This is a genomic window from Arthrobacter glycogeni (assembly GCF_054511155.1).
Window position 1 is genome coordinate 94,945 of sequence record NZ_JBTNDE010000007.1, and the last position, 18,105, is coordinate 113,049.

Below are 18,105 nucleotides of genomic sequence, written 5' to 3' on the forward strand. Positions count from 1 at the left end.
GCGTGCGGAGGATCATTTTCTGGCGGCACGGGCGGACCGAGTGGAATGCGCGTGGCCTGTTTCAGGGCCAGGAGGACATTCCCCTCGACGAGGTTGGCCGGCAGCAGGCACGAGAGGCTGCCGCCGAGCTGTCGCATCTTGCGCCGGCTCGGCTCCTTTCCTCGGACCTGCTGCGTGCGGCTGACACCGCAACTGAGCTGGCATCGCTGACGGGGTTGGCTGTGCAGTTGGATGCCCGGGTCCGGGAAACTCATGCGGGGGAGTGGCAGGGGCTGTCTTTCGAGGATATTGCCGCACGGTTCCCCGATGATCAGGAAGCCTGGCATGGTGGCGATCCAGAGGCGCGGGCCGGCGGGGTGGAGAGCCGTGTTGACGTGGGGCGCCGGATGGCCGAGGGCACGCTCGACGCCGTATCCGGCCTTGCGGCTGGCGAGACGTTGGTGGTGGCGAGCCATGGTGGTGCGATTCGTGCCGGGCTGGCAGCGCTGATGGGATTGCCCCCTCAGCTGTGGTCCTCGCTGTCTGGTGTCTCCAACTGTCACTGGTCGGTCCTTGAGGAGTTGGGCGGTGGGGCCAAAGCGCTGCCCAGGTGGCAGTTGACCGAGCACAATGTGGGTCTGGCGTCGATGCCTTCCACCCCGTTGGAGGGCTAGTCTCCGCTCCGACGCCGCCGGATTCTGGCCGATTTTGCAGGGGGCGGATTGTTGACTAAACTGAACAAGTTGCTCCGGCCGTTTCGGCGGGGTGGCACCAAGGAATTGGGGCTATGGCGCAGCTGGTAGCGCACCTGCATGGCATGCAGGGGGTCAGGGGTTCGAATCCCCTTAGCTCCACCAAAGATCCGCTAGAACAAAGGGAAGTAGCCCGGTTCTAGCGGATTTCTTGTTTCTCGAAACAGGACATTTCCCGAGCTTTGGGGACGCAAATACGGGACCTTCTCGGCTGACCATAATCGCAATGTGGAGTTGCCGGACAACCTGTCCGACGACCTCTGAGGCTTCCATCGCCTTGTAGGAGTTCGACGGCGGGCGCTCGTTCTTGATGCTGCGGGACAAGCTGGCCAGCAAACCGGAGATCGCGTCGCCGGTTGCATTTGGCTGTTCTGGCTGCCGTTGTGCAGGCTGCACTGCTTCAGTCGTGGCTACGCTTCGAACTCATTCTCGCCATCCTCGGACAGGCACTCTGCCCGATCGTGGACGGCAACCCGAAGGTAATCTTCATCCAGCTGGGGGTTCGGGGTCAGAACGGTGATGGACCCGGGGCGTGCCAGTCCACCGGAGCCGGACCAGGACACGGCTTCTTTGAGTGAGGTCGTGTAGGTCACTTCGTCGATGCTCTTGACAAGCCCCACTACACCCGGAGGTCTTCTTCATGTCACCACACCACGCCGACCGTCACTAACCTCTATGGGTAATACAGCTAGCTCCTTCTGCACCCGTGCGCAGCCGGAATTCCAGGCGCAGACCCTTTGCTGCTGAAAACGCCGCCTTCGGGCACCAGCAAGTGGGCCGAGACTTCTAAGGGACGGTCGAGAACGAGTCGGTAGATCTATTAGGGGTGCAAGCACCTACGATGGGCTCACCGACTGACGCCAATTCTCTGGGTGAACGATGACTTCATCGCCTTACGCTGCATCCGGCACACCGGCCGCCAACAATGAGCCGCCGCTCTAGGCACCTTATTACGGTGCTCCCTTCAAGGTAGCCGTGCAGCGATTCTTTAAGAAGTACGCCATGTTCTCCGGCCGTGCCAGCCGCAGCGAATACTGGTGGTGGATGTCCGTGTCAATCGTGTTAGGCACAGTTCTGAACCTCATGACAGGTTTTGGGGGCGGAATGTCCCCAGCCGACGGAGGCGCCGCCAGCCCCACGGCGATCATCGGATTCCTTCTGACTGCCGTCTGGGTGCTCGCCACCATTGTTCCGTCCATCGCTTTGACCATACGGCGCCTCCATGATTTGAACTTGAGCGGCTGGTTCCTATTGCTGTCCCTCGTACCGCTTTTGGGCGCCCTGGCCCTACTCGTCATGACGATTTTGCCGTCCAACCCCGCGGGCCAGCGATTCGACCGACCGGAAGGCTACTAAGCTCTACCGCTATCCCCTGGTCCTCGGACGCCATCCGCTTTGGTGTGCGCCAGGAACTCGTGTGGGCAACTGGTGCAAGTTCATCGCTACCGTCCGCGGGGCGATGACATCTCCAACTTGCGCGGGTCGACTCCTCGTTCCGCTGCGGTGCGCGCCCTGGATCATGACCACGACTGTGAATCCTGCCGACATCGTCCGACAGCTGATCGTTGACGGGCGGGTCGTCTGCACCTTTCTGATGAGCCCCCGCCGGGGTTATTTCCAGCCCTTCGAAACCTAGACGCAGGCTGACCTGATGGCCGCCGAAGCTCGCGGCGCACTGATCTCCCGTGTGAGCTCCACCCAGGGCCATGAGCTCATTGGTCTCGACCGTCGCCGGTCATCCCTGCGGAATTCGCTGAAACGGTTGCCAAGGATCTGCTCATCGGCCTGACCCGACTGCAGCGCGGACGGGATGAGGGTGCTGCCCAATCGCGGCCGCCGGCGCTGCGGCTCGTGCGTTGACCGGATGCCCCACTCCTGAAGGCTTTCAGATGTAACTGAATGGTGACAAATGATCGGATGGAAGCCATCGTGACGGACCCAGCGGCCCTCGGTCGGCGCATCCGGGAGCGGCGGCGCGAGCTCGGTGCGACCCAGCAGTCTCTTGCGGATAGCTGCGGAGTATCGAGGAAATTCATCAACGAACTCGAAGCAGGCAAAGACAATTCCTCTCTCGGGCTCGCGCTCAAAGTGATGAGTGTCCTCGGGTTCGGCATCACTGCGGCTCAGCCTCAATCTCACAACGCCAAGGACTATGGCCAGGAGTTCGCAGCCACCTTGGCGGCCCGGGATTATCGTTTCGCGCTTCGCCTCCTCGGGGATTACGCCGCTTCGTCAGTGGCTGACCGCCGCGCCAGCCTCACGTCGGCCCCTCGAATCGACGATGCTGACTATCTAGTTGCTCTCGCGGCCATCACCCGGTGGATCGCCACCACTGCCGGATCGCCAACCCCGGGATGGTCACTGCGTACCAAACCGTCGGAAGCGCCGATCTTCCTTGCAGAGAGGATACACCCCGTCCGTGCTCAGATGAAGGAGCTGATCCGCCAGGGCACACCCCCTGACCTGGCGGCGATGAACGTCTGGATCCGCGAACGGGACCTAGCCACGGTATGAACCGGCCGGGACTCGAATCGGCGGACGTCCTGAGACTGCTTGCCGACCTGGAAGATCGGCTGAACAAGCATGGGGTTGCTCGACATCCAAATTGTCGGGGGAGCGGCCCTGCTCCTTCATGCTTGCAGCGGAGCGTCAGAAGGACATAGAGGATCTTGGCCTGATCGCCCTGGCCCTCGGTATCGAGGACGCCGAAACGCTAGTTCGGCTCGCCTATCTTAAGTACGGAAACCACTCGTTGCCACTGAACGCCAGTCGCGAAAACTATCTTCTTGTAGCCGAAGAGTCGATCAACGCAGCAAAGTTCAGCGCGGACGGCGGAGGCACCTAGCGGGCTTTGACGACCGGCAGTTCAGCCCATTCGATCGTGTACGGCGGGGAGGAGTGCTTCCGGCTCATGGTCCAGTCCGGCGGGGCGAGCATTCCGGGTGGCGCCGAGGCTCGCCCCTAGCCGAGGTCCGAGAACCGGTACATGAACGCTGCCATCGCGTCGCGGTTGACTGGGGTTAGTGCGCGGTAGGTCTTGGTGCCGTTGGGGCCATCCCAGCCGGTGCTGATTCCACTTTCGGCCAGCCAGGCCATTTCCTTGTAGAACTGCTGGGTGGTGGACACGTCGGCGAACGGGGAGGTGGCTGGTGGAGTGAAGGCTGGGCTCCCGGCCATGCGGTACATGAACGCTGCCATCGCGTCGCGGTTCACCGGGGTCAGTGCGCGGTAGGTCTTGGTGCCGTTGGGGCCGTCCCAGCCGGTGCTGATTCCACTTTCGGCCAGCCAGGCCATGTCCTTGTAGAACTGCTGGGTGGTGGACACGTCGGTGAACGGGGAGGTGGCTGGCGGAGTGAAGGCTGGGCTCCCGGCCATGCGGTACATGAACGCGGCCATCGCATCCCGGTTGACAGTGGTCAGGGGCCGGTAGGTTCTGGTGCCGTCCGATCCGCGCCAGCCGGTGCTGATGCCTTCGGCAGCCAGCCACGACATTTCAGCCTGGAACTGCATGGTCGCAGGGACATCCCTGAAGGGCCGCGGTACCGGTTGGGTTTGCGCCGACGTCGTAGTGGCCGTGGCGTACCCGGAACGGGTACCGGTGGTCTTGACGCTCAGGCGTGTGGCGATGTCGGCACCAGTCGGACGGTAGGCGGGGGCGGTTGCACCGCTGATCGCCGTCCCGTTGCGCAACCATTGGAAGGAAAGCGTGGTTCCCGGGCTCCACACGCCCGGCTGAGCCACCAGCGACGACCCCACGGCGGCTACCCCGCCCATCACTGGCCGGGTCAATTGGAGTACGCCGGGCACCACCGCCGCCGTTGCCGCTGAGGTGCGCTCAGTTGATGGGACCGACGTGCCGGAACCGGTGACGCGAACCTTCAGGGTTCGGTTCAGATCGGCAGCGACCGGTGTGTAGCTGAGTGCGGTGGCACCTGCGATCGGCGAACCGTTCCGCAACCACTGGTACGTCAGCTGCAGGGGCGCTGGTTGCCACCCGCCGGGTGTTGCGGTGAGGGTCTTGCCCACCTGGGGGGTGCCCTGGATCGTCGGGACCCGGGCGACGACGCCGTCGGCCGGGCTGGTCACCGCGGCGGTCTGTGGGGAGGTTCGGGTGGCGGTCTTGTAGCCCGGTTTGGTTCCGGTGACCCGCACACTGAGCTTCGCGCCGGTATCGCCGACAGCGATGGTGTATTTCGCCAGTGTTGCGCCGGGGATCGGGGTTCCAGCGCGCAGCCACTGGTAGGCCAGGGAAACGGGCGGCGGTCCCCAGACCCCGGCGGAAGCGCTGAGAACGCCGCCGACCCGCGGCTCTCCCGTCACCGTCGGAATGGGGCTGGCAAGATCAGGCATGACCGGGGAAACTGACGTCACCGCTGCCGCGGCGTCCACCAATCCTGCGCCGCACCCGCCGGTGTAGCATGACCCCGGCAAAGGGCGTGCTGTCGCTTTGAGCTGCGCCTCAATCTGGACCGCAGTGAGCGACGGATTGGCTGCCAGCATGAGCGCGGCGGCGCCCGCCACATGCGGTGTCGCCATGGACGTTCCCTGCTTGTAGCCGTACCCTTCAGCTGTCGGGCCGTAGACGCCGTCGTTCTCTGTGGAGAGAATGGCGCTGGCAAGGCCCGTGGACGCATCGCCACCCGGAGCGCTCACATCGACCTCCGGACCGTAGTTCGAATAGTTGGCCTGGTTGCCTTCACGGCCGGTGGCCCCCACCACAATCACGTTGTCGCAATTCGCTGGCGACGTGGCTCGAACGGGTGAACGATCATTGCCGGCAGCCGCCACCACAGCGACGTCCTGGCTAGCCGCATAGTTAATGGCTGCCTGAAACGATGTGCCACAGGCGCCCGCGCCGCCGAGACTCAGGTTGATCACCTTCGCCGGCGTCGGGTTCACCGGAACGCCGGATACTGCGCCGCCCGCCGCCCACAGAGTGGCCGCGGCGACGTCGCTGGTGTAGCCGCCGCAGCTCCCCAGTGCGCGAATGGCCTGGATCTTCGCGTCGAACGCAACCCCGGCAATGCCTTGGGCATTGTTGGCCACGGCGCCAATCGTCCCGGCCACGTGGGTGCCGTGCCAGGTGGAGGGCTCCGATTCACACCGGTCGCCTTCGTCGGCCGGATTCGGATCACGGCCGTCGCTGTCGCCGGCGATGGCCGGACTGGAAATGAAGTCATAGCCCGCGACCAGGTTTCCTGCCAGGTCGCTATGCGCGGTGATCCCGCTGTCAATCACGGCGACGGTGACCCCCTCGCCAGTGGAACGTGGCCAGGCCGTATCAACCCGCATCCCGCCCCGGTCCTCGAACAGGTTCCACTGTGATGCGTACAGCGAGTCGTCCGGTGTGACCGCCGTCGGCCGCAGGAAAACATCAACCTCGGCGTACTCGACGTCGTCCCGTGATTCGAGGACAGCGACGACGTCGTCGGCCTGGGCCTCGGTCAGCTCGCTGGTCGCTTCGACCACGGTGGCGCCGTCGACGGTTGCTCCGATCTCCTCGACCGGAATTCCCAGGCTGCTCTCGGTGTCCTCATAGGCATTGCTACGTTCCAAGGTGCTGGCGCGGGACCGGTCGGCGAACTTCACGATGAAACGGTCGGCGGGCTCGACGGCGAGCGCAGACTCGGGGGTCGGAGCCTCCTGCACCGCGTCCAGTCCGGGGAGTTGCGGCCCGGCGGTGGCAGGCAGGGCGGTCATGGAACTGATCAGTAGTGTTGCAATCGAGGCTGAAGCAATTGTTCCGAGATACCGGCGCCTGAATGTCATTGAACGTGTCCTTGAAACCAGGTCAGGTTGCCCCGGCAACTATGCCAGTGGCCAATCCGACGGTGATAGACGCGGCTGCGCCGGCGGTGCGTGGATAGACTGTGGCGTCCCCCAACCGGAATCATACAGCCCATCCCTGCAGCCCTTACTCCCAACGTTCCACGGTGGTCGCGCGAGGAATCAGCACCGGTTTGAGGAGCACCGACACGGCATCCTCACCGTTGATCCGCCGCTGCAGGGCTTCGAAACTGAGCCGGCCCATGTCGGTGAGCGCCGAGCGGACGGAGGTCAAGGGAACCGGCAGGTTGGCCGCGAGATCGACGTCGTTGTAACCGACCACCGCAACGTCCTCCCGGAGCCGTTTACCCGCAGCGCGGATGGCACCCATAGCGCCGACGGCGGTCAGGTCGTCAACAGCGAAGATCGCCGATGGCGGGTTGGGGAGCCGCATCAGCTGGTCGCCGGCTATCCGCCCTGCCCGCGCGCCGAATCCGGAATTCACCACATAGTGGTCCTCAACCGGGTAACCGGCGGCATCAAAGGTGGTCCGGAAGCCCTGACTTCGCTGCAATCCCGTGCTGGCCAGAAGATCACCGGCGATCACCCCCACGCGTGTGTGCCCGAGGGACAGCAGATGCTCGGCCGCAAGGCGTCCGCCCAGGTGGTCATCCGTGGTCACCGACAGGTGGCCCTCGAGTTTGCGCATCACCAAGACGTAGGGGACGCCGCGCTGCCGCAGCTCGAAAGCCGCAGTGTCGCCGATATGGGAGTCGCCGATGATGACGCCGTCCAGTCGACGGGAGAGCAACGCGTCGAGCCGGGCCCGGCGGCGCAGCGGATCATCCAGGGTGTTCGACACCACGGTGGTGTAACCAGCAGTGCCGGCCGCGGCGTCGATGCTCTCGTAGATGGTTGCCAAGACCAAATCGGTTAGCCGGGGGACAAGAACCCCAATGAGTCGGGAGCTTCCGGTACGGAGACCTGCTGCCCCCACGTCCCGGTGATACCCGAGCATCACCGCGAGTTCGCGAATCCGTCGTACCGTGTCGGTACCCACCCCCGCGGGATCCTCGCTGAGGGCTCGCGAAACGGTGGACACGTGAACTTGGGCGTGCCGGGCCACCGTGGCCAGGGTAACTGGCTTTTGGCGTTCCCAGCCCGTGTGGTCAGCCATAACGGCAATCCTTCCGAACCTTTAGCGCAGTCTAAGACCAGACACCGCCCGTCGCGCAATGGTTTGCAGCAGACCCCGGTCGCCAGGAGTTTAATTTAGCCGAAACCTTGACGAAATGGGTCAAGAGTAGTGTGATGAAGACCATATTCGATCGAAGCGCCATACATTCAGCACCGCTACGCAAACGATTGCACAACATCCTAGGTATATCCGATGAAAGGGCACAGTGCTCACCACGAGTCCCACCGCCGAAACGGCCGAACGGCTGGAAACTGGCATCAGCGAAATAGCCGACTATCGCGACCGCTCTCGCCCGGGCTGGACCCGGGACGTTTTCAGCGGGGCCTACCGCGAATCCCGGCACTGGATCGTTGAACGGATGAGCGGCACCGGGCTTGAGGTCCACACCGATGGCGCAGGCAACATCATCGGGCGGCTTCCCGGGACCAACCCCAACGCACCCGCTCTGGTCACCGGCTCCCACACCGACACTGTCGACGGCGGCGGCCGCTTCGACGGAATCGTCGGCGTGCTCGGCGCCATTGATGCCGTGCAGCAGCTGCGTGAGAGCGATACCGCCCTGACCCGCGACCTGCTGGTGGTTGACTTCTTCGGGGAGGAATCGAACCCCTACGGTCTGAGTTGCCTCGGCAGTCGCGCTGCGGCCGGCCAGCTCAGCACCGAGGATCTGGATCGCACCGACTACCGCGGGGTGACCCTCGGGCGGAGCTATTCGGACTTCGGCCTTGACCCGGCGTCGACCCTCTCCGCCCACTGGGCCCGCGCCACGAAGTTGCATTCCTTTCTCGAACTGCACATCGAACAGGGACCAACCCTCGAACAGCGAGGATTGCCGCTCGGCATTGTTACGGGCATCGCGGGCATTCAACGGCTCCTTGCGGTCTTCACCGGCTCACCCGACCACGCTGGTACCCGCCCCATGTCGGACCGTGCTGACGCGATGGTGGCGGCGGCTGAGGCGGTTCTCGCCGTCCGTCGGGAAGGGTGTGGCGCCCCCACCCACGGGGTCGCGACCACCACGCGCCTCGAATCCGATTCACGATCCCCCAACGTAGTGCCCTCGCTGGTCAGGATGACCAGCGAGGTCCGCAGCGTCGACGCCGAGTGGCTCTCCGGCGTGAAGGGCCGCTTGGCCCAGGAGATCCTGGGCCAGGCCCACCAGCACGGCGTCGACGTCGATTTCACCTGGTCGACCGACAACGATGTAGTGCAGACCCACGCCGGCGTCCACGACACCGCCGCCCGGGTTGCCGACACCCTTGGCATCCCGTGGATGCCGGTGCCCAGCGGGGCAACCCACGACGCCGTCCACATGGCTACACTCGCCCCGATGGGAATGATCTTCATTCCCTCCGCCGCAGGGAAAAGTCACTGTCCCGAGGAATGGACAGACTTCACCGCTGTCGCCACCGGCGTCGCGGCACTCGCCCATACCCTGATCGCCCTCGACCAGGCAGACCTGACCCGTCACTCAGTCCCACTGGAGCAGCCATGAAAACCGCAGTCATCCCCGGAGGATCCACCGACATTCTCGCCATTGCCAACATCCCGATTCTCTGGATCCTGGCCATTGGCGTGTTCGGTGCGATCATCCTTCAGTCAGTGATCTATATGCGGGCTGCGCAAAAGGCCGGTCCATCGGCAGGCATCTCCCAGGCAGAGTTGAAGACCTCCTTCCGCGCCGGTGCGGTAGCGGCCATCGGCCCGTCACTCGCCGTGGTCCTGGTCAGCGTTGCCTTGCTCACGCTTTTCGGCACGCCCGCGGTGCTGGTCCGGATCGGTCTGGTGGGATCGGCGGCTACCGAATCGGCCTCGGCGTCTCTCGCCGCCGCCACCATGGGCGCAACCCTCGGTGGGCCCGACTACACCCAGGCAGTGTTCGTCGTCGCCTTCATGGCGATGAGCATGTCGGGTGCCATGTGGATGATCGCCACCCTGGTGCTCACCCCCTTATTGAAGCGGGGCGACTCCAAGCTCCGCCATGTCAACCCGGCACTGATGGCGATCGTTCCAGCGGCCGCCCTGATCGGCGCCTTCGCCAGTCTCGGGATCGCGGAACTTGGAAAAACCCCGGTTCACATCATCACTGTAATCGTCTCAGCGGTGGTGATGGGCGTGTGTCTCTTCCTCGCCAAATCCCTTTCCGCCGCCTGGCTTCGTGAGTGGGGCCTGGGAATAGCCATCCTGGTGGGCCTCGCCGTCGCCTACTTCGCCCACACCGCCGGCCTCGCTCCCGCAGCGGCCTGAGTAGCACCCCACAACGAAAGGAATCACGCCATGACTTTCACTGCCACTGCTGAGCAGACCGCGGCCGTCGACCAGTTTGACCGCACCACGTCCCGCTGGGGACGCATCACCATGATCTTCGCGCTGCTGCTATCCCTCGCCGCTCCGATCTACCTGGTCCTCTTCACCGACCTCGGCATTACGTCGAGCATGATCTGGACGGCCTTTTTCGCCGTCGCTGCCGCCTTCTTCGTCCTCTGGATCGTTGAACCAATCACCTACTACCCGGTGCTCGGCCCGGCAGCCATGTATCAGGCGTTCATGATCGGCAACATTGCCAACAAACTGCTGCCGTCAGCCCTCGTCGCCCAGGCCACAGTTGGGGCGAAAGCCGGGACCAAGCGCGGTGAATTCTCGGCCCTGATGGCCATCTGCGGGGCGGCCATGGTGCACGTGTTCTCGATGCTCCTATTCGTGGGCGTCCTCGGTACCTGGCTGGTGAGCATCATTCCCACCGATATTGTCGACGTCGCCCGCCTCTACATCTTTCCCAGCATCATCGGCGCCGTCCTGGTGCAGCTCATCGTCACCATGAAACAGCCCCGGGTGACGGTGATCGCCGTCCTGGTGGCCGTCGTCGTCCTGTTCGTCCTCGTGCCGGCCGTCCCTGCCCTCGCCAAACCAGCCACCGGCATCGTGGTCCTGCTGACGGCAGTCCTTGCCTGGTTCCTCAGGTCGAAGACCACCCCGGCCCCCGTCGCTCAAGACCATCTCAAGGCCTGACCCAGCGCCTCCCCACCCCTCGACAGGATAGGAACCCCATGACTACGAAGACCACCTCATTAGAGTTGTCCGCGGACCACCGCACCGCTATGCACAGGCTCTACCGTCACCTTCACGCCCATCCCGAACTGTCCATGCAGGAAACCGAGACCGCCGATTTCATCCTGAAGGCACTCACCGACCTAGGGATCGAGGCGTACCTCTGCGGGGGAACCGGCGTCGTCGGCGTCCTGCGCAACGGTGAAGGCCCGGTGATCGGGTTCCGTGCCGACACCGATGGCCTGCCTATGCAGGAGGCTACGGGACTGGACTTTGCCAGCCAGACGCGCGGCACACTCGCCGACGGCACCGACGTACCAGTGATGCACGGCTGCGGTCACGATACCCACATCACTGCCGCCCTGACCGCAGCCCGCCTGCTCAGCGAAGGTACCGAAACCTGGGGTGGCACTGTGGTGTTCATCTTCCAGCCCGGCGAGGAAACGGCCGCTGGAGCCAAGGCCATGGTGGAGGACGGCATCTGGGACAAGGCCCCACAACCCGAGGTGATCTACGGGCAGCATGTATGGCCAGGCCTTGCCGGCACAGTGAATATCAGCCGGGGGACCGCTATGGCCATGGCGGACTCATGGAAGATCACTGTGCAGGGCCGTCAGGCGCATGGTTCGCAGCCGGATCAGTCGATCGACCCCATCGTCCTCGGCGCTCATATGGTGGTCAGGATCCAGACGATCGTGGCCCGCGAGGTGCACCCGATGAAATCGGCGGTCGTCACCATCGGCACGTTCCACGCTGGGTTGAAGGAGAACATCATCCCCGACACCGCCGAGTTCTCGGTCAATGTCCGTACCTTCGATCCAGAGGTGCGCGAACGGGTGCTTGCCTCCCTGCGCCGCATCATCAAAGCCGAAGCAGACGCATCCGGGGCCCCAGCACCGTCGATCGAGGAAATCTCCAGTTTTCCCCAGTGCTACAACGATCCCGACGCCACTGATGCGCTGATCAACGAATTTCACCTCACACTGGGGGAGGACTCGGTCAACGAAGTGCCGCCGGTGATGGGTAGCGAGGACTTCGGCCTGTTTGCGACGGCGATCGGCGTCCCCTCCGTGTACTGGATGTTTGGAGCCTACAGCCAGGAACGGCTCGATGCCGACACGCCCCTTCCGGGTAACCACTCGCCGTACTTCGCACCGGACATGGAACCGACTCTCACCATCGGTGTCCGGGCAGCCATGGCTGCCATCCTGTCGAAAGTTGCGCGATGACCGACGGCCTCATGGAGCTCTCGGCCACTGCCCTCACCGGTGCGATTCGGCGTCGTGAGGTTTCCGCCCGTGAAGCGCTGGAGGCGCACTTCGCCCGGATTGATGCGGTAAATGGGCAGATCAACTCGGTAGTGACCCAGGATCGGGACGGCGCGCAGCGGCTGGCGGCCGAGGCCGACGCGCTGACGGCGTCCGGTGCTGGCCTCCCACCGTTGCACGGACTGCCGATGGCGCACAAGGACACCAACAACACGAAGGGTTTGCTGACCACCCAGGGGTCGGTCATTTTCAAGGATCATGTGCCGACCTTTGACGACCTGGTGATCGCCCGGCTCAAGAGTGCCGGGGTGGTAACGACGGGGAAGACCAACGTCCCCGAATTCGCTGCCGGCTCCCACACCTTCAACGAGGTTTTCGGCACCACCACGAACCCCTACGACCCCACGGTGAGCGCCGGGGGAAGCAGCGGGGGAGCGGCCGCGGCGATCGCCTCCCGCATCCAGTCGCTTAGCGACGGCAGTGATATGGGCGGGTCGCTGCGGATCCCTGCGTCGTTCTGTAACATCGTTGGCTTCAGGCCCTCGGTGGGCGTGCTCCCCATGGCCCCCACCCGCAACGCTTGGGCCTGGCTGGGCCGCACCGGGGTGATGGCGCGCGACGTCGAAGACGTTGCGCTGGGGATGAAGGTGGTTGCCGGAGCGCATCCGGCGGTGCCGTACCCCTTCCCGCTCGGCAGCACACAGTTCGGTGACCCGTTGCAGCGGGACCTCACCGGGCTGCGGATCGCGTGGTCACCTGATTTTGGCCTGGGTGTTCCGGTGGAGAAGGAAGTGCTCCGTGTCCTCGAATCCCAGCTTCAGATTTTCGTGGATCTGGGAGCAGTGGTCGAAGAGGCAGTGCCGGACCTACGCGACGCCGATCAGGTCTTTGGTACCACGCGGGCCTTCGATTTCCTCCTTGCCTACGGCACGCTGCTGGAAAAGCATGGCGACGTGATCAAACCCGAAGTGCGGTGGAACATTGAACAGGGCAAGGCGCTGACAGGCCGGGACCTTGTCGACGCTGCGCTGGCGAGGACCCGGCTCGCTGGCAAGGTGGATGACTTTTTCGAACGGTTCGACGTTTTTGCCAGTCCTACCGCGCAGGTGCTGCCCTTCGACGCGTCCATGCGGTACCCCACGTCGGTGGAGGGAGTGGAGTTCGAAACCTATCTTGACTGGATGCGCTCCGCGTGTGTCATTTCGGCGACGGGGATCCCCGCGGTCTCGGTACCAGCGGGCTTCAGCTTGAGCGGTCTGCCGGTCGGTCTACAACTGTCGATGGCTCACGGCAAGGATGTTGACCTGTTACAGGTCGCCTACAGCTTCGAGCAGGCGACCGGTTATGCGGGGCAGGCCCCCACCTTAGGCTAGGTTTCCCCCACCCCCGGATCGAGTCAACACCAAGGATCATTTTTTGGGGGCGAAATCCGTCAAAGCTGGTGACTCGATCCGGGGGTGGGGACCCAGGGGGAGGGGTGGGGTCATCCGACCGGACTAGGCCCTCCGAGGGAGCCGGAGCGTACCACTCGCTGACTACACTGGCACTCATGACCGATTTCGCGCGCCTCGCTCCCGGCAGGACGAACTGGTGAACCTCCTCACCCGACTGAAATCCCAGACGGTCGACCACTGTGACAACAACTGGGAACGCCCCGGCCCCACAAGGGACGATTCCCGCCGGGACGTCATCGGAGTCATCATATTCGCGCTGGTGAGCGCCTTCGCCCTGGAGCTGACCCGCGGCTTCGGGATGGTCGTCGAGGACACCCACGCAGCCTGGGTCCAGCACGGAGTGCTGGCGCTGATGATTGTCCCCCTGGTGTTCCGGCGCAAATACCCGGTCCTGGTCATGCTGGTCATGTCGGCTCTCTTCATCGGTCTCAGCCTGCTGTCACCCCTGGTTTCTCTTCAGCTGTCGTACCAGGTTGCCTATTTTGCCTCCCTCTACTCGGCCATTGCGTGGGCCAAAGACCGCCGGGTGCTGTGGGTTGGCATCGCCGTGGTGGTAGCGGCGATGACCCTGTGGCTTATCCTCGCCCTGACTGTGGCCAACACTTTCGACGGCCTCCTGGCCCAGGCCGAAGACAACCCCGACTTCACCGGCGGAATTCTTGATCCCCTGACGTCGGTGGCGCTCTACAACTTCCTGGTGAACTTCGCCTACTTCGGCGGCGCCATCCTCGCCGGCATGTCATCGTGGCGCAACGCGCTGCAGCGCACCCAGCTGGCCGAGCAGGCCGAGCAGATTACCTGCCAGGCCGCTGAACTCGCCCGGCGTGCCGTGGTTGAGGAACGACTGCGCATTGCCCGTGAACTGCACGACGTCGTCGCGCACCACGTGTCAGGGATCGGGGTCCAGGCCGGAGCCGCCCGCAGGGTGATCGACAGGAGACCCGATGTCGCAGTCGACTCGTTGCGGACCATTGAACAGGCCAGCCGACAGGCGGTCACCGATATGCGGAACCTCCTCGGCGTACTCCGCACCGAAGGAAGCGAGTCCGACGACACTGACGACGGCGGGCGGCGCCCGGAGCCGGGACTCAACGACCTTGAGGAACTGGCCGGCCAGCACCGGGACCTGGGCCTCACGGTCAGCTTCGGCAGGGTGGAGGACGTCCCTGGTGCGCTGGCCGACATCTCTGCTCCGCTGGCGCTGTCGCTGTTCCGGACCGCCCAGGAATCCCTGACCAATGTGCGACAACACTCGACCGCAGGATCCGTCACGATGACCCTGCGCACCGGACGCGCCGGCGACCAGCGTTGGGTGGAGCTGGAGACGGTAGACAATGGGATGCCGCGCCCCACCGCCGAGCCCGGCTCCGGGTGGTCGAAATCCTTGCTACGGCAATACCGATCCGCCAGCTGCTGTGCGTGAAAGTGTTGGGCAACACCATCCTGGCCATGGTCCAACTGGCTCTATACGGTGGTGCTGCGCTGCTCGCACTCAACCTGACCGACACAGCGGACCTGGTGGGAAGCATCATTCCTGCCTCCGGATGGTTTTTCGTGTTCTTCCTGGCCGGCTTCCTGATTCTTGCGGCGATATGGGCGGTCCTGGGCTCGCTCGCCAGCCGACCCGAGGATCTGACCAACAACTCGACTCCGGTGATGGGTCTCATCTTCGCAGCCCTGTTTGTTGGGTTGTTCGCCTCGGGCCAACTCTGTTGGTAGTTGCTTCCTACGTGCCGGTGGTGTCATCGGTGGCGATGCCCATCAGGGTCCTGAACTCCCCGGTCGCAGTGTGGGAGCCTCTGCTTTCCCTCGTCATCGCTCTGGCAGCGGCGGTTGCGCTCCTGCACCGTGGCGAGAAAATTTACCGCAGGGCTGTCATGCAGGGTGGGGGAGCGCTCAGCCTGCGGAAGGCGATCAAACTGGAGCAGTAGCCGGCAAGCTGGTCGGCTGGCTTCGTCTCCACCCGGGCGCCTAGGGCGCCCAGGTGGAGACGACCTCAATCTGGGCGAACCGTTTGGCAGCTTCGGTTTCCTCAGACGTCAGGCCAGTGATGGGAACTGCAAGCACGCCGTAGTCTCCCGGCGCCAGATCGGGCGCCAGACTGATCTGAAAGGTGTAGTTGCCGTTGGCATCTGCAACGACAACCGGGTATCCGATCACTGACACATCCGTTTGGGCGGGGCCAAACCCGATCTGGATCTCTGCTCCCGGTGCATACCCGGACCCGACGATGTTCCACGTCGTACCAACATGGCGGACCACGCGGACCCCATCCCAAGCGGGGACCAGCACAAGATCGTCGTAGCTTCCGGATAGCCCAGGGATGGGGGGCTCGGACGTTTCGGTGATGGGCTCCTCTGTTGGCTCTGCCACCGCGGTCGGCTCGACGGTCGGTTCGGGTACAGGCGCTGCTGCGGGCTCAGGGCTCGGTTCGGGGCTTGGTCCGGGGCTCGGTTCGGGGCTGGCCGACGGTGGATCGATAGTGGGCTCGGCTGGTGAGGGTGAACTCTCGGGGGTCGGCGTCGGCGTCGGCGTCGGCGTCGGCGTCGTGCTCGGCGACGATGTCGGCGCGGGCGAGGCGCTGGATTCAGTTTCGGTCACCCCCGCCGAAGGCTCGGCGTTGGAGGCGCACCCCGTCAGGAGGAGGGCCGTAATTGAGAGGACAAGAAGGGGCGAGGACTTCTTCACTGGTGTGCTTTCGGATCAGATGGTCGGGATGACTTGGACACTACAGATCCAACGCGCCACTTGACAGCACGACTTGGTCACGTGAGCTAACCGTTATACAACGGGCGGGTCCTGTGTGGTGTGGTCATACTCGTCGCGGATCATCTCCTTGAGGGAGTGCAGGTCGATATCGGCCAACTTATCGACGTAAATGCAGGACCTCCCACGTCTAGATTAGGACCGGGAGGTCCGAGAGGTGGCGGGAATTCGTCAGCGGGTGATCTGGTGGATCTGACCAGACACACCCGGTTCGAAGACCAATGCGTAGAGTTCGTTGTCCTCGTCCTGACCGAAGCCGATGAGCTGGACGTCCAGAGGCTCGTCCCGGAGTTCGACGACTCGGTGGGCCCCTGTCTTGGAGCCGGAAGTGGCGAACAGCCTACCGTGAGCGTTGTTCAGCCGACGCGAGGTGTCGCCGAATACGTACTCGCCTTGAAGGGCGGGGACTTCTGTGCCCCGGTAGACATACCCGCCGATGATGGCGGTGCCGTCGTCGTGGTCATATTGGGCCACTGGGTCGGTGAACGTCGCGTTGCTGGTCGTTCGAGCGAACACGAATCCGTCGGAGCGTGCACCCTTGAGTTGGAATTCGTTGGGGTTGAACAGGAACCCGCCTTCCCGGACTCGCCAGCCGTAGTTGCGGCCCGCGGAGACCACGTTGACTTCCTCGACGTCGTTCTGGCCAACGTCGCCGACCCAGGCCTGGGCAGGAGTTCCGGTGTTGGCGGAGGTGAAGTCACGGGCATCGAAGGAGAACCTGAACGGATTGCGGAAGCCCATCGCGAAAAGCTCCGGGATCTGGCCCGCGGGGCGTGTGGTAGCGAAGGGGTTGTCCGCTGGTATGCCGTACTGGCCGTTGCTGGAGTTGGTCCCGTTTACGTCGATCCGCAGCAGGTCACCCAGCGGGTTCTTGGGGTTCTGCCCGTTGCCGTTGGCGCCGTGGCCGAACATCGGTTCGCCGTCGAAGTTCGTTTGGCAATTCTGGTCGTCTGCGCCGCCGCCGTCACCGAACGCAATGTACAGCATGCCGTCAGGACCGAAGTGCATGTCGCCCGCGTTGTGGTTGGCCTGCGGTTGGGCGCCATTCTCGAATCACGCTGCGATGGTCGGGTACGGCGCCCGAGAGATCGCAGGGACCGGGCGGGTCAGGAGGCAGTGGGAAGGTGGCCGGCACGGCTGGGTTGAATGCTTCGGAAGTGTAGGTGAAGAGCCGGCCATCGGCGGCGAAGGCCGCGCCGAGGAATCCCCGCTCGTCCGTGGCGTCCTGGGGCCCACCAGCAGTGGGCTGACGTCGAGGATGGTGGCTAGGTGCGCTACGGGACGAGGGGCGTCGATGCTGAGTTCTTTGAGCTGTCCGATCTGGTCGACGATGTAGAGCTTGCGGCTCTGCCCTGGTGCGGTGATCCCTGCGAGTGGTGCGGTCACGTCGGTGGTGACGAGCGCAAGCCCGACATTTACGGGGCCCTGAGGCACGTCGGGGACGGGGTCGCCGATCCTTTCGCCGCCGCCGGCCGACGCCGAGCTGAGGGCGAGCGCAGAGATGGCCGCCCAGGCAGTAGCGACGGTGGTCAGCCGGGCAAGCCGCGGGCGCCGCGAGGAGCGGCGAGGGCTTGGTGATTGGTGACGCATGAGGAATCCTCTCATGAAGCTACTCAGGCGACGGGTGCCGCCTGAGGGGGCGTCATCGACTACCGTTCCTCGGATGCTCATAGAAGGCTCAGGGATGCTAGACCCCAAAAGCAGGTCTAGTCCTGCGCCGAAACTTTGTCAACCTTCCCAAAGGGCATCGGCGTCCTGGAAAAACTCTGCCGAAGCAGGCGATTGCGAGCCAACACGGAAAGAGCGCGCGGAAGCAAGCCGACTGCGGCGAGTCGACCGGCTCAGCGATGATCGGCAGTCGCGGTCCGCGATCG

General features: G+C 64.2%; 17 protein-coding genes, 1 tRNA gene and 2 pseudogenes. 13 read left to right on the plus strand and 7 right to left on the minus strand.

The window, feature by feature from the left end:
• Positions 1-2 precede the first annotated feature (2 nt).
• Positions 3-653 (plus strand): histidine phosphatase family protein, encoded by a 651-nt coding sequence (locus ACX80O_RS06770; protein WP_459332953.1) that lies wholly within the window; start codon positions 3-5, stop codon positions 651-653.
• Positions 654-760: 107 nt separating this feature from the next.
• Positions 761-836 (plus strand) — tRNA-Ala (locus tag ACX80O_RS06775).
• Between the two features lie 305 nt (positions 837-1,141).
• Here ACX80O_RS06775 and ACX80O_RS06780 read toward each other — a convergent pair.
• Entirely contained in the window at positions 1,142-1,324 is a 183-nt protein-coding gene (locus tag ACX80O_RS06780; RefSeq protein ID WP_459332954.1) for a hypothetical protein, read from the minus strand.
• Positions 1,325-1,610: 286 nt separating this feature from the next.
• Here ACX80O_RS06780 and ACX80O_RS06785 point away from each other — a divergent pair.
• The 3 genes and pseudogenes from ACX80O_RS06785 (at position 1,611) to ACX80O_RS06795 (ending at position 3,576) form a co-directional block, all read left to right on the plus strand.
• A pseudogene (locus ACX80O_RS06785) lies at positions 1,611-2,087 on the plus strand (DUF805 domain-containing protein).
• A 573-nt stretch (positions 2,088-2,660) separates the two neighbouring features.
• Positions 2,661-3,245, plus strand: coding sequence for a helix-turn-helix domain-containing protein (locus ACX80O_RS06790; protein WP_459332955.1), 585 nt, complete (start codon positions 2,661-2,663; stop codon positions 3,243-3,245).
• Between the two features lie 118 nt (positions 3,246-3,363).
• Positions 3,364-3,576 (plus strand): hypothetical protein, encoded by a 213-nt coding sequence (locus ACX80O_RS06795; RefSeq protein ID WP_459332956.1) that lies wholly within the window; start codon positions 3,364-3,366, stop codon positions 3,574-3,576.
• Here the strand turns inward: ACX80O_RS06795 and ACX80O_RS06800 are convergent.
• From ACX80O_RS06800 to ACX80O_RS06810, 3 genes are all read right to left on the minus strand, one after another.
• Positions 3,573-3,668, minus strand: a complete 96-nt coding sequence (locus ACX80O_RS06800) for a DUF4113 domain-containing protein (protein ID WP_459332957.1) — start codon at positions 3,666-3,668, stop codon at positions 3,573-3,575. The two genes, ACX80O_RS06795 and ACX80O_RS06800, sit on opposite strands and share 4 nt — an antisense overlap.
• Positions 3,669-3,692: 24 nt before the next feature.
• On the minus strand, positions 3,693-6,500 hold the full coding sequence (locus tag ACX80O_RS06805; RefSeq protein ID WP_459332958.1) for a S8 family serine peptidase: 2,808 nt from the start codon (positions 6,498-6,500) through the stop codon (positions 3,693-3,695).
• Between the two features lie 145 nt (positions 6,501-6,645).
• Positions 6,646-7,674: a LacI family DNA-binding transcriptional regulator gene (locus ACX80O_RS06810; protein WP_459332959.1), complete on the minus strand. Its 1,029-nt coding sequence runs from the start codon at positions 7,672-7,674 to the stop codon at positions 6,646-6,648.
• Positions 7,675-7,900: 226 nt separating this feature from the next.
• On the opposite strand from ACX80O_RS06810, the gene ACX80O_RS06815 reads away from it, so the two are divergent.
• From ACX80O_RS06815 to ACX80O_RS06850, 8 genes are all read left to right on the plus strand, one after another.
• Positions 7,901-9,190, plus strand: coding sequence for a M20 family metallo-hydrolase (locus ACX80O_RS06815; protein ID WP_459332960.1), 1,290 nt, complete (start codon positions 7,901-7,903; stop codon positions 9,188-9,190).
• Positions 9,187-9,942, plus strand: a complete 756-nt coding sequence (locus ACX80O_RS06820; RefSeq protein ID WP_459308850.1) for a DUF5058 family protein — start codon at positions 9,187-9,189, stop codon at positions 9,940-9,942. The genes ACX80O_RS06815 and ACX80O_RS06820 overlap by 4 nt, the downstream gene beginning before the upstream one ends.
• A gap of 30 nt (positions 9,943-9,972) precedes the next feature.
• Positions 9,973-10,704: a hypothetical protein gene (locus tag ACX80O_RS06825; protein WP_459308849.1), complete on the plus strand. Its 732-nt coding sequence runs from the start codon at positions 9,973-9,975 to the stop codon at positions 10,702-10,704.
• A 38-nt stretch (positions 10,705-10,742) separates the two neighbouring features.
• Entirely contained in the window at positions 10,743-11,972 is a 1,230-nt protein-coding gene (locus ACX80O_RS06830) for an amidohydrolase (RefSeq protein ID WP_459308848.1), read from the plus strand.
• On the plus strand, positions 11,969-13,384 hold the full coding sequence (locus ACX80O_RS06835; protein WP_459308847.1) for an amidase: 1,416 nt from the start codon (positions 11,969-11,971) through the stop codon (positions 13,382-13,384). Before ACX80O_RS06830 ends, ACX80O_RS06835 begins: the two co-directional genes overlap by 4 nt.
• A 217-nt stretch (positions 13,385-13,601) precedes the next feature.
• Complete coding sequence (locus ACX80O_RS06840) at positions 13,602-14,888, plus strand: sensor histidine kinase (RefSeq protein ID WP_459332961.1); 1,287 nt, start codon at positions 13,602-13,604, stop codon at positions 14,886-14,888.
• Complete coding sequence (locus tag ACX80O_RS06845; protein ID WP_459308843.1) at positions 14,885-15,184, plus strand: ABC transporter permease family protein; 300 nt, start codon at positions 14,885-14,887, stop codon at positions 15,182-15,184. Before ACX80O_RS06840 ends, ACX80O_RS06845 begins: the two co-directional genes overlap by 4 nt.
• Positions 15,178-15,396, plus strand: a complete 219-nt coding sequence (locus ACX80O_RS06850; RefSeq protein WP_459308842.1) for a hypothetical protein — start codon at positions 15,178-15,180, stop codon at positions 15,394-15,396. The genes ACX80O_RS06845 and ACX80O_RS06850 overlap by 7 nt, the downstream gene beginning before the upstream one ends.
• Before the next feature lie 40 nt (positions 15,397-15,436).
• Here the strand turns inward: ACX80O_RS06850 and ACX80O_RS06855 are convergent, their stop codons facing one another.
• From ACX80O_RS06855 to ACX80O_RS06865, 3 genes and pseudogenes are all read right to left on the minus strand, one after another.
• The gene (locus tag ACX80O_RS06855; RefSeq protein ID WP_459332962.1) at positions 15,437-16,153 is read right to left on the minus strand and encodes a hypothetical protein; all 717 of its coding nucleotides are present in this window, start codon (positions 16,151-16,153) and stop codon (positions 15,437-15,439) included.
• A gap of 249 nt (positions 16,154-16,402) precedes the next feature.
• Positions 16,403-17,254 (minus strand): annotated as a pseudogene (locus tag ACX80O_RS06860) (PQQ-dependent sugar dehydrogenase); the annotation flags it as partial.
• Between the two features lie 30 nt (positions 17,255-17,284).
• Positions 17,285-17,821 (minus strand): hypothetical protein, encoded by a 537-nt coding sequence (locus ACX80O_RS06865; protein ID WP_459332963.1) that lies wholly within the window; start codon positions 17,819-17,821, stop codon positions 17,285-17,287.
• Positions 17,822-18,105 lie beyond the last annotated feature (284 nt).

Bases quoted from the DNA above. Each gene is read 5' to 3' on its own strand.
- ACX80O_RS06865 (WP_459332963.1), bottom strand. From the start codon at position 17,821: ATGCGTCACCAATCACCAAGCCCTCGCCGCTCCTCGCGGCGCCCGCGG.
- ACX80O_RS06835 (WP_459308847.1), top strand. From the start codon at position 11,969: ATGACCGACGGCCTCATGGAGCTCTCGGCCACTGCCCTCACCGGTGCG.
- ACX80O_RS06820 (WP_459308850.1), top strand. From the start codon at position 9,187: ATGAAAACCGCAGTCATCCCCGGAGGATCCACCGACATTCTCGCCATT.
- ACX80O_RS06800 (WP_459332957.1), bottom strand. From the start codon at position 3,668: ATGCTCGCCCCGCCGGACTGGACCATGAGCCGGAAGCACTCCTCCCCG.
- ACX80O_RS06810 (WP_459332959.1), bottom strand. From the start codon at position 7,674: ATGGCTGACCACACGGGCTGGGAACGCCAAAAGCCAGTTACCCTGGCC.
- ACX80O_RS06805 (WP_459332958.1), bottom strand. From the start codon at position 6,500: ATGACATTCAGGCGCCGGTATCTCGGAACAATTGCTTCAGCCTCGATT.
- ACX80O_RS06795 (WP_459332956.1), top strand. From the start codon at position 3,364: ATGCTTGCAGCGGAGCGTCAGAAGGACATAGAGGATCTTGGCCTGATC.
- ACX80O_RS06830 (WP_459308848.1), top strand. From the start codon at position 10,743: ATGACTACGAAGACCACCTCATTAGAGTTGTCCGCGGACCACCGCACC.
- ACX80O_RS06825 (WP_459308849.1), top strand. From the start codon at position 9,973: ATGACTTTCACTGCCACTGCTGAGCAGACCGCGGCCGTCGACCAGTTT.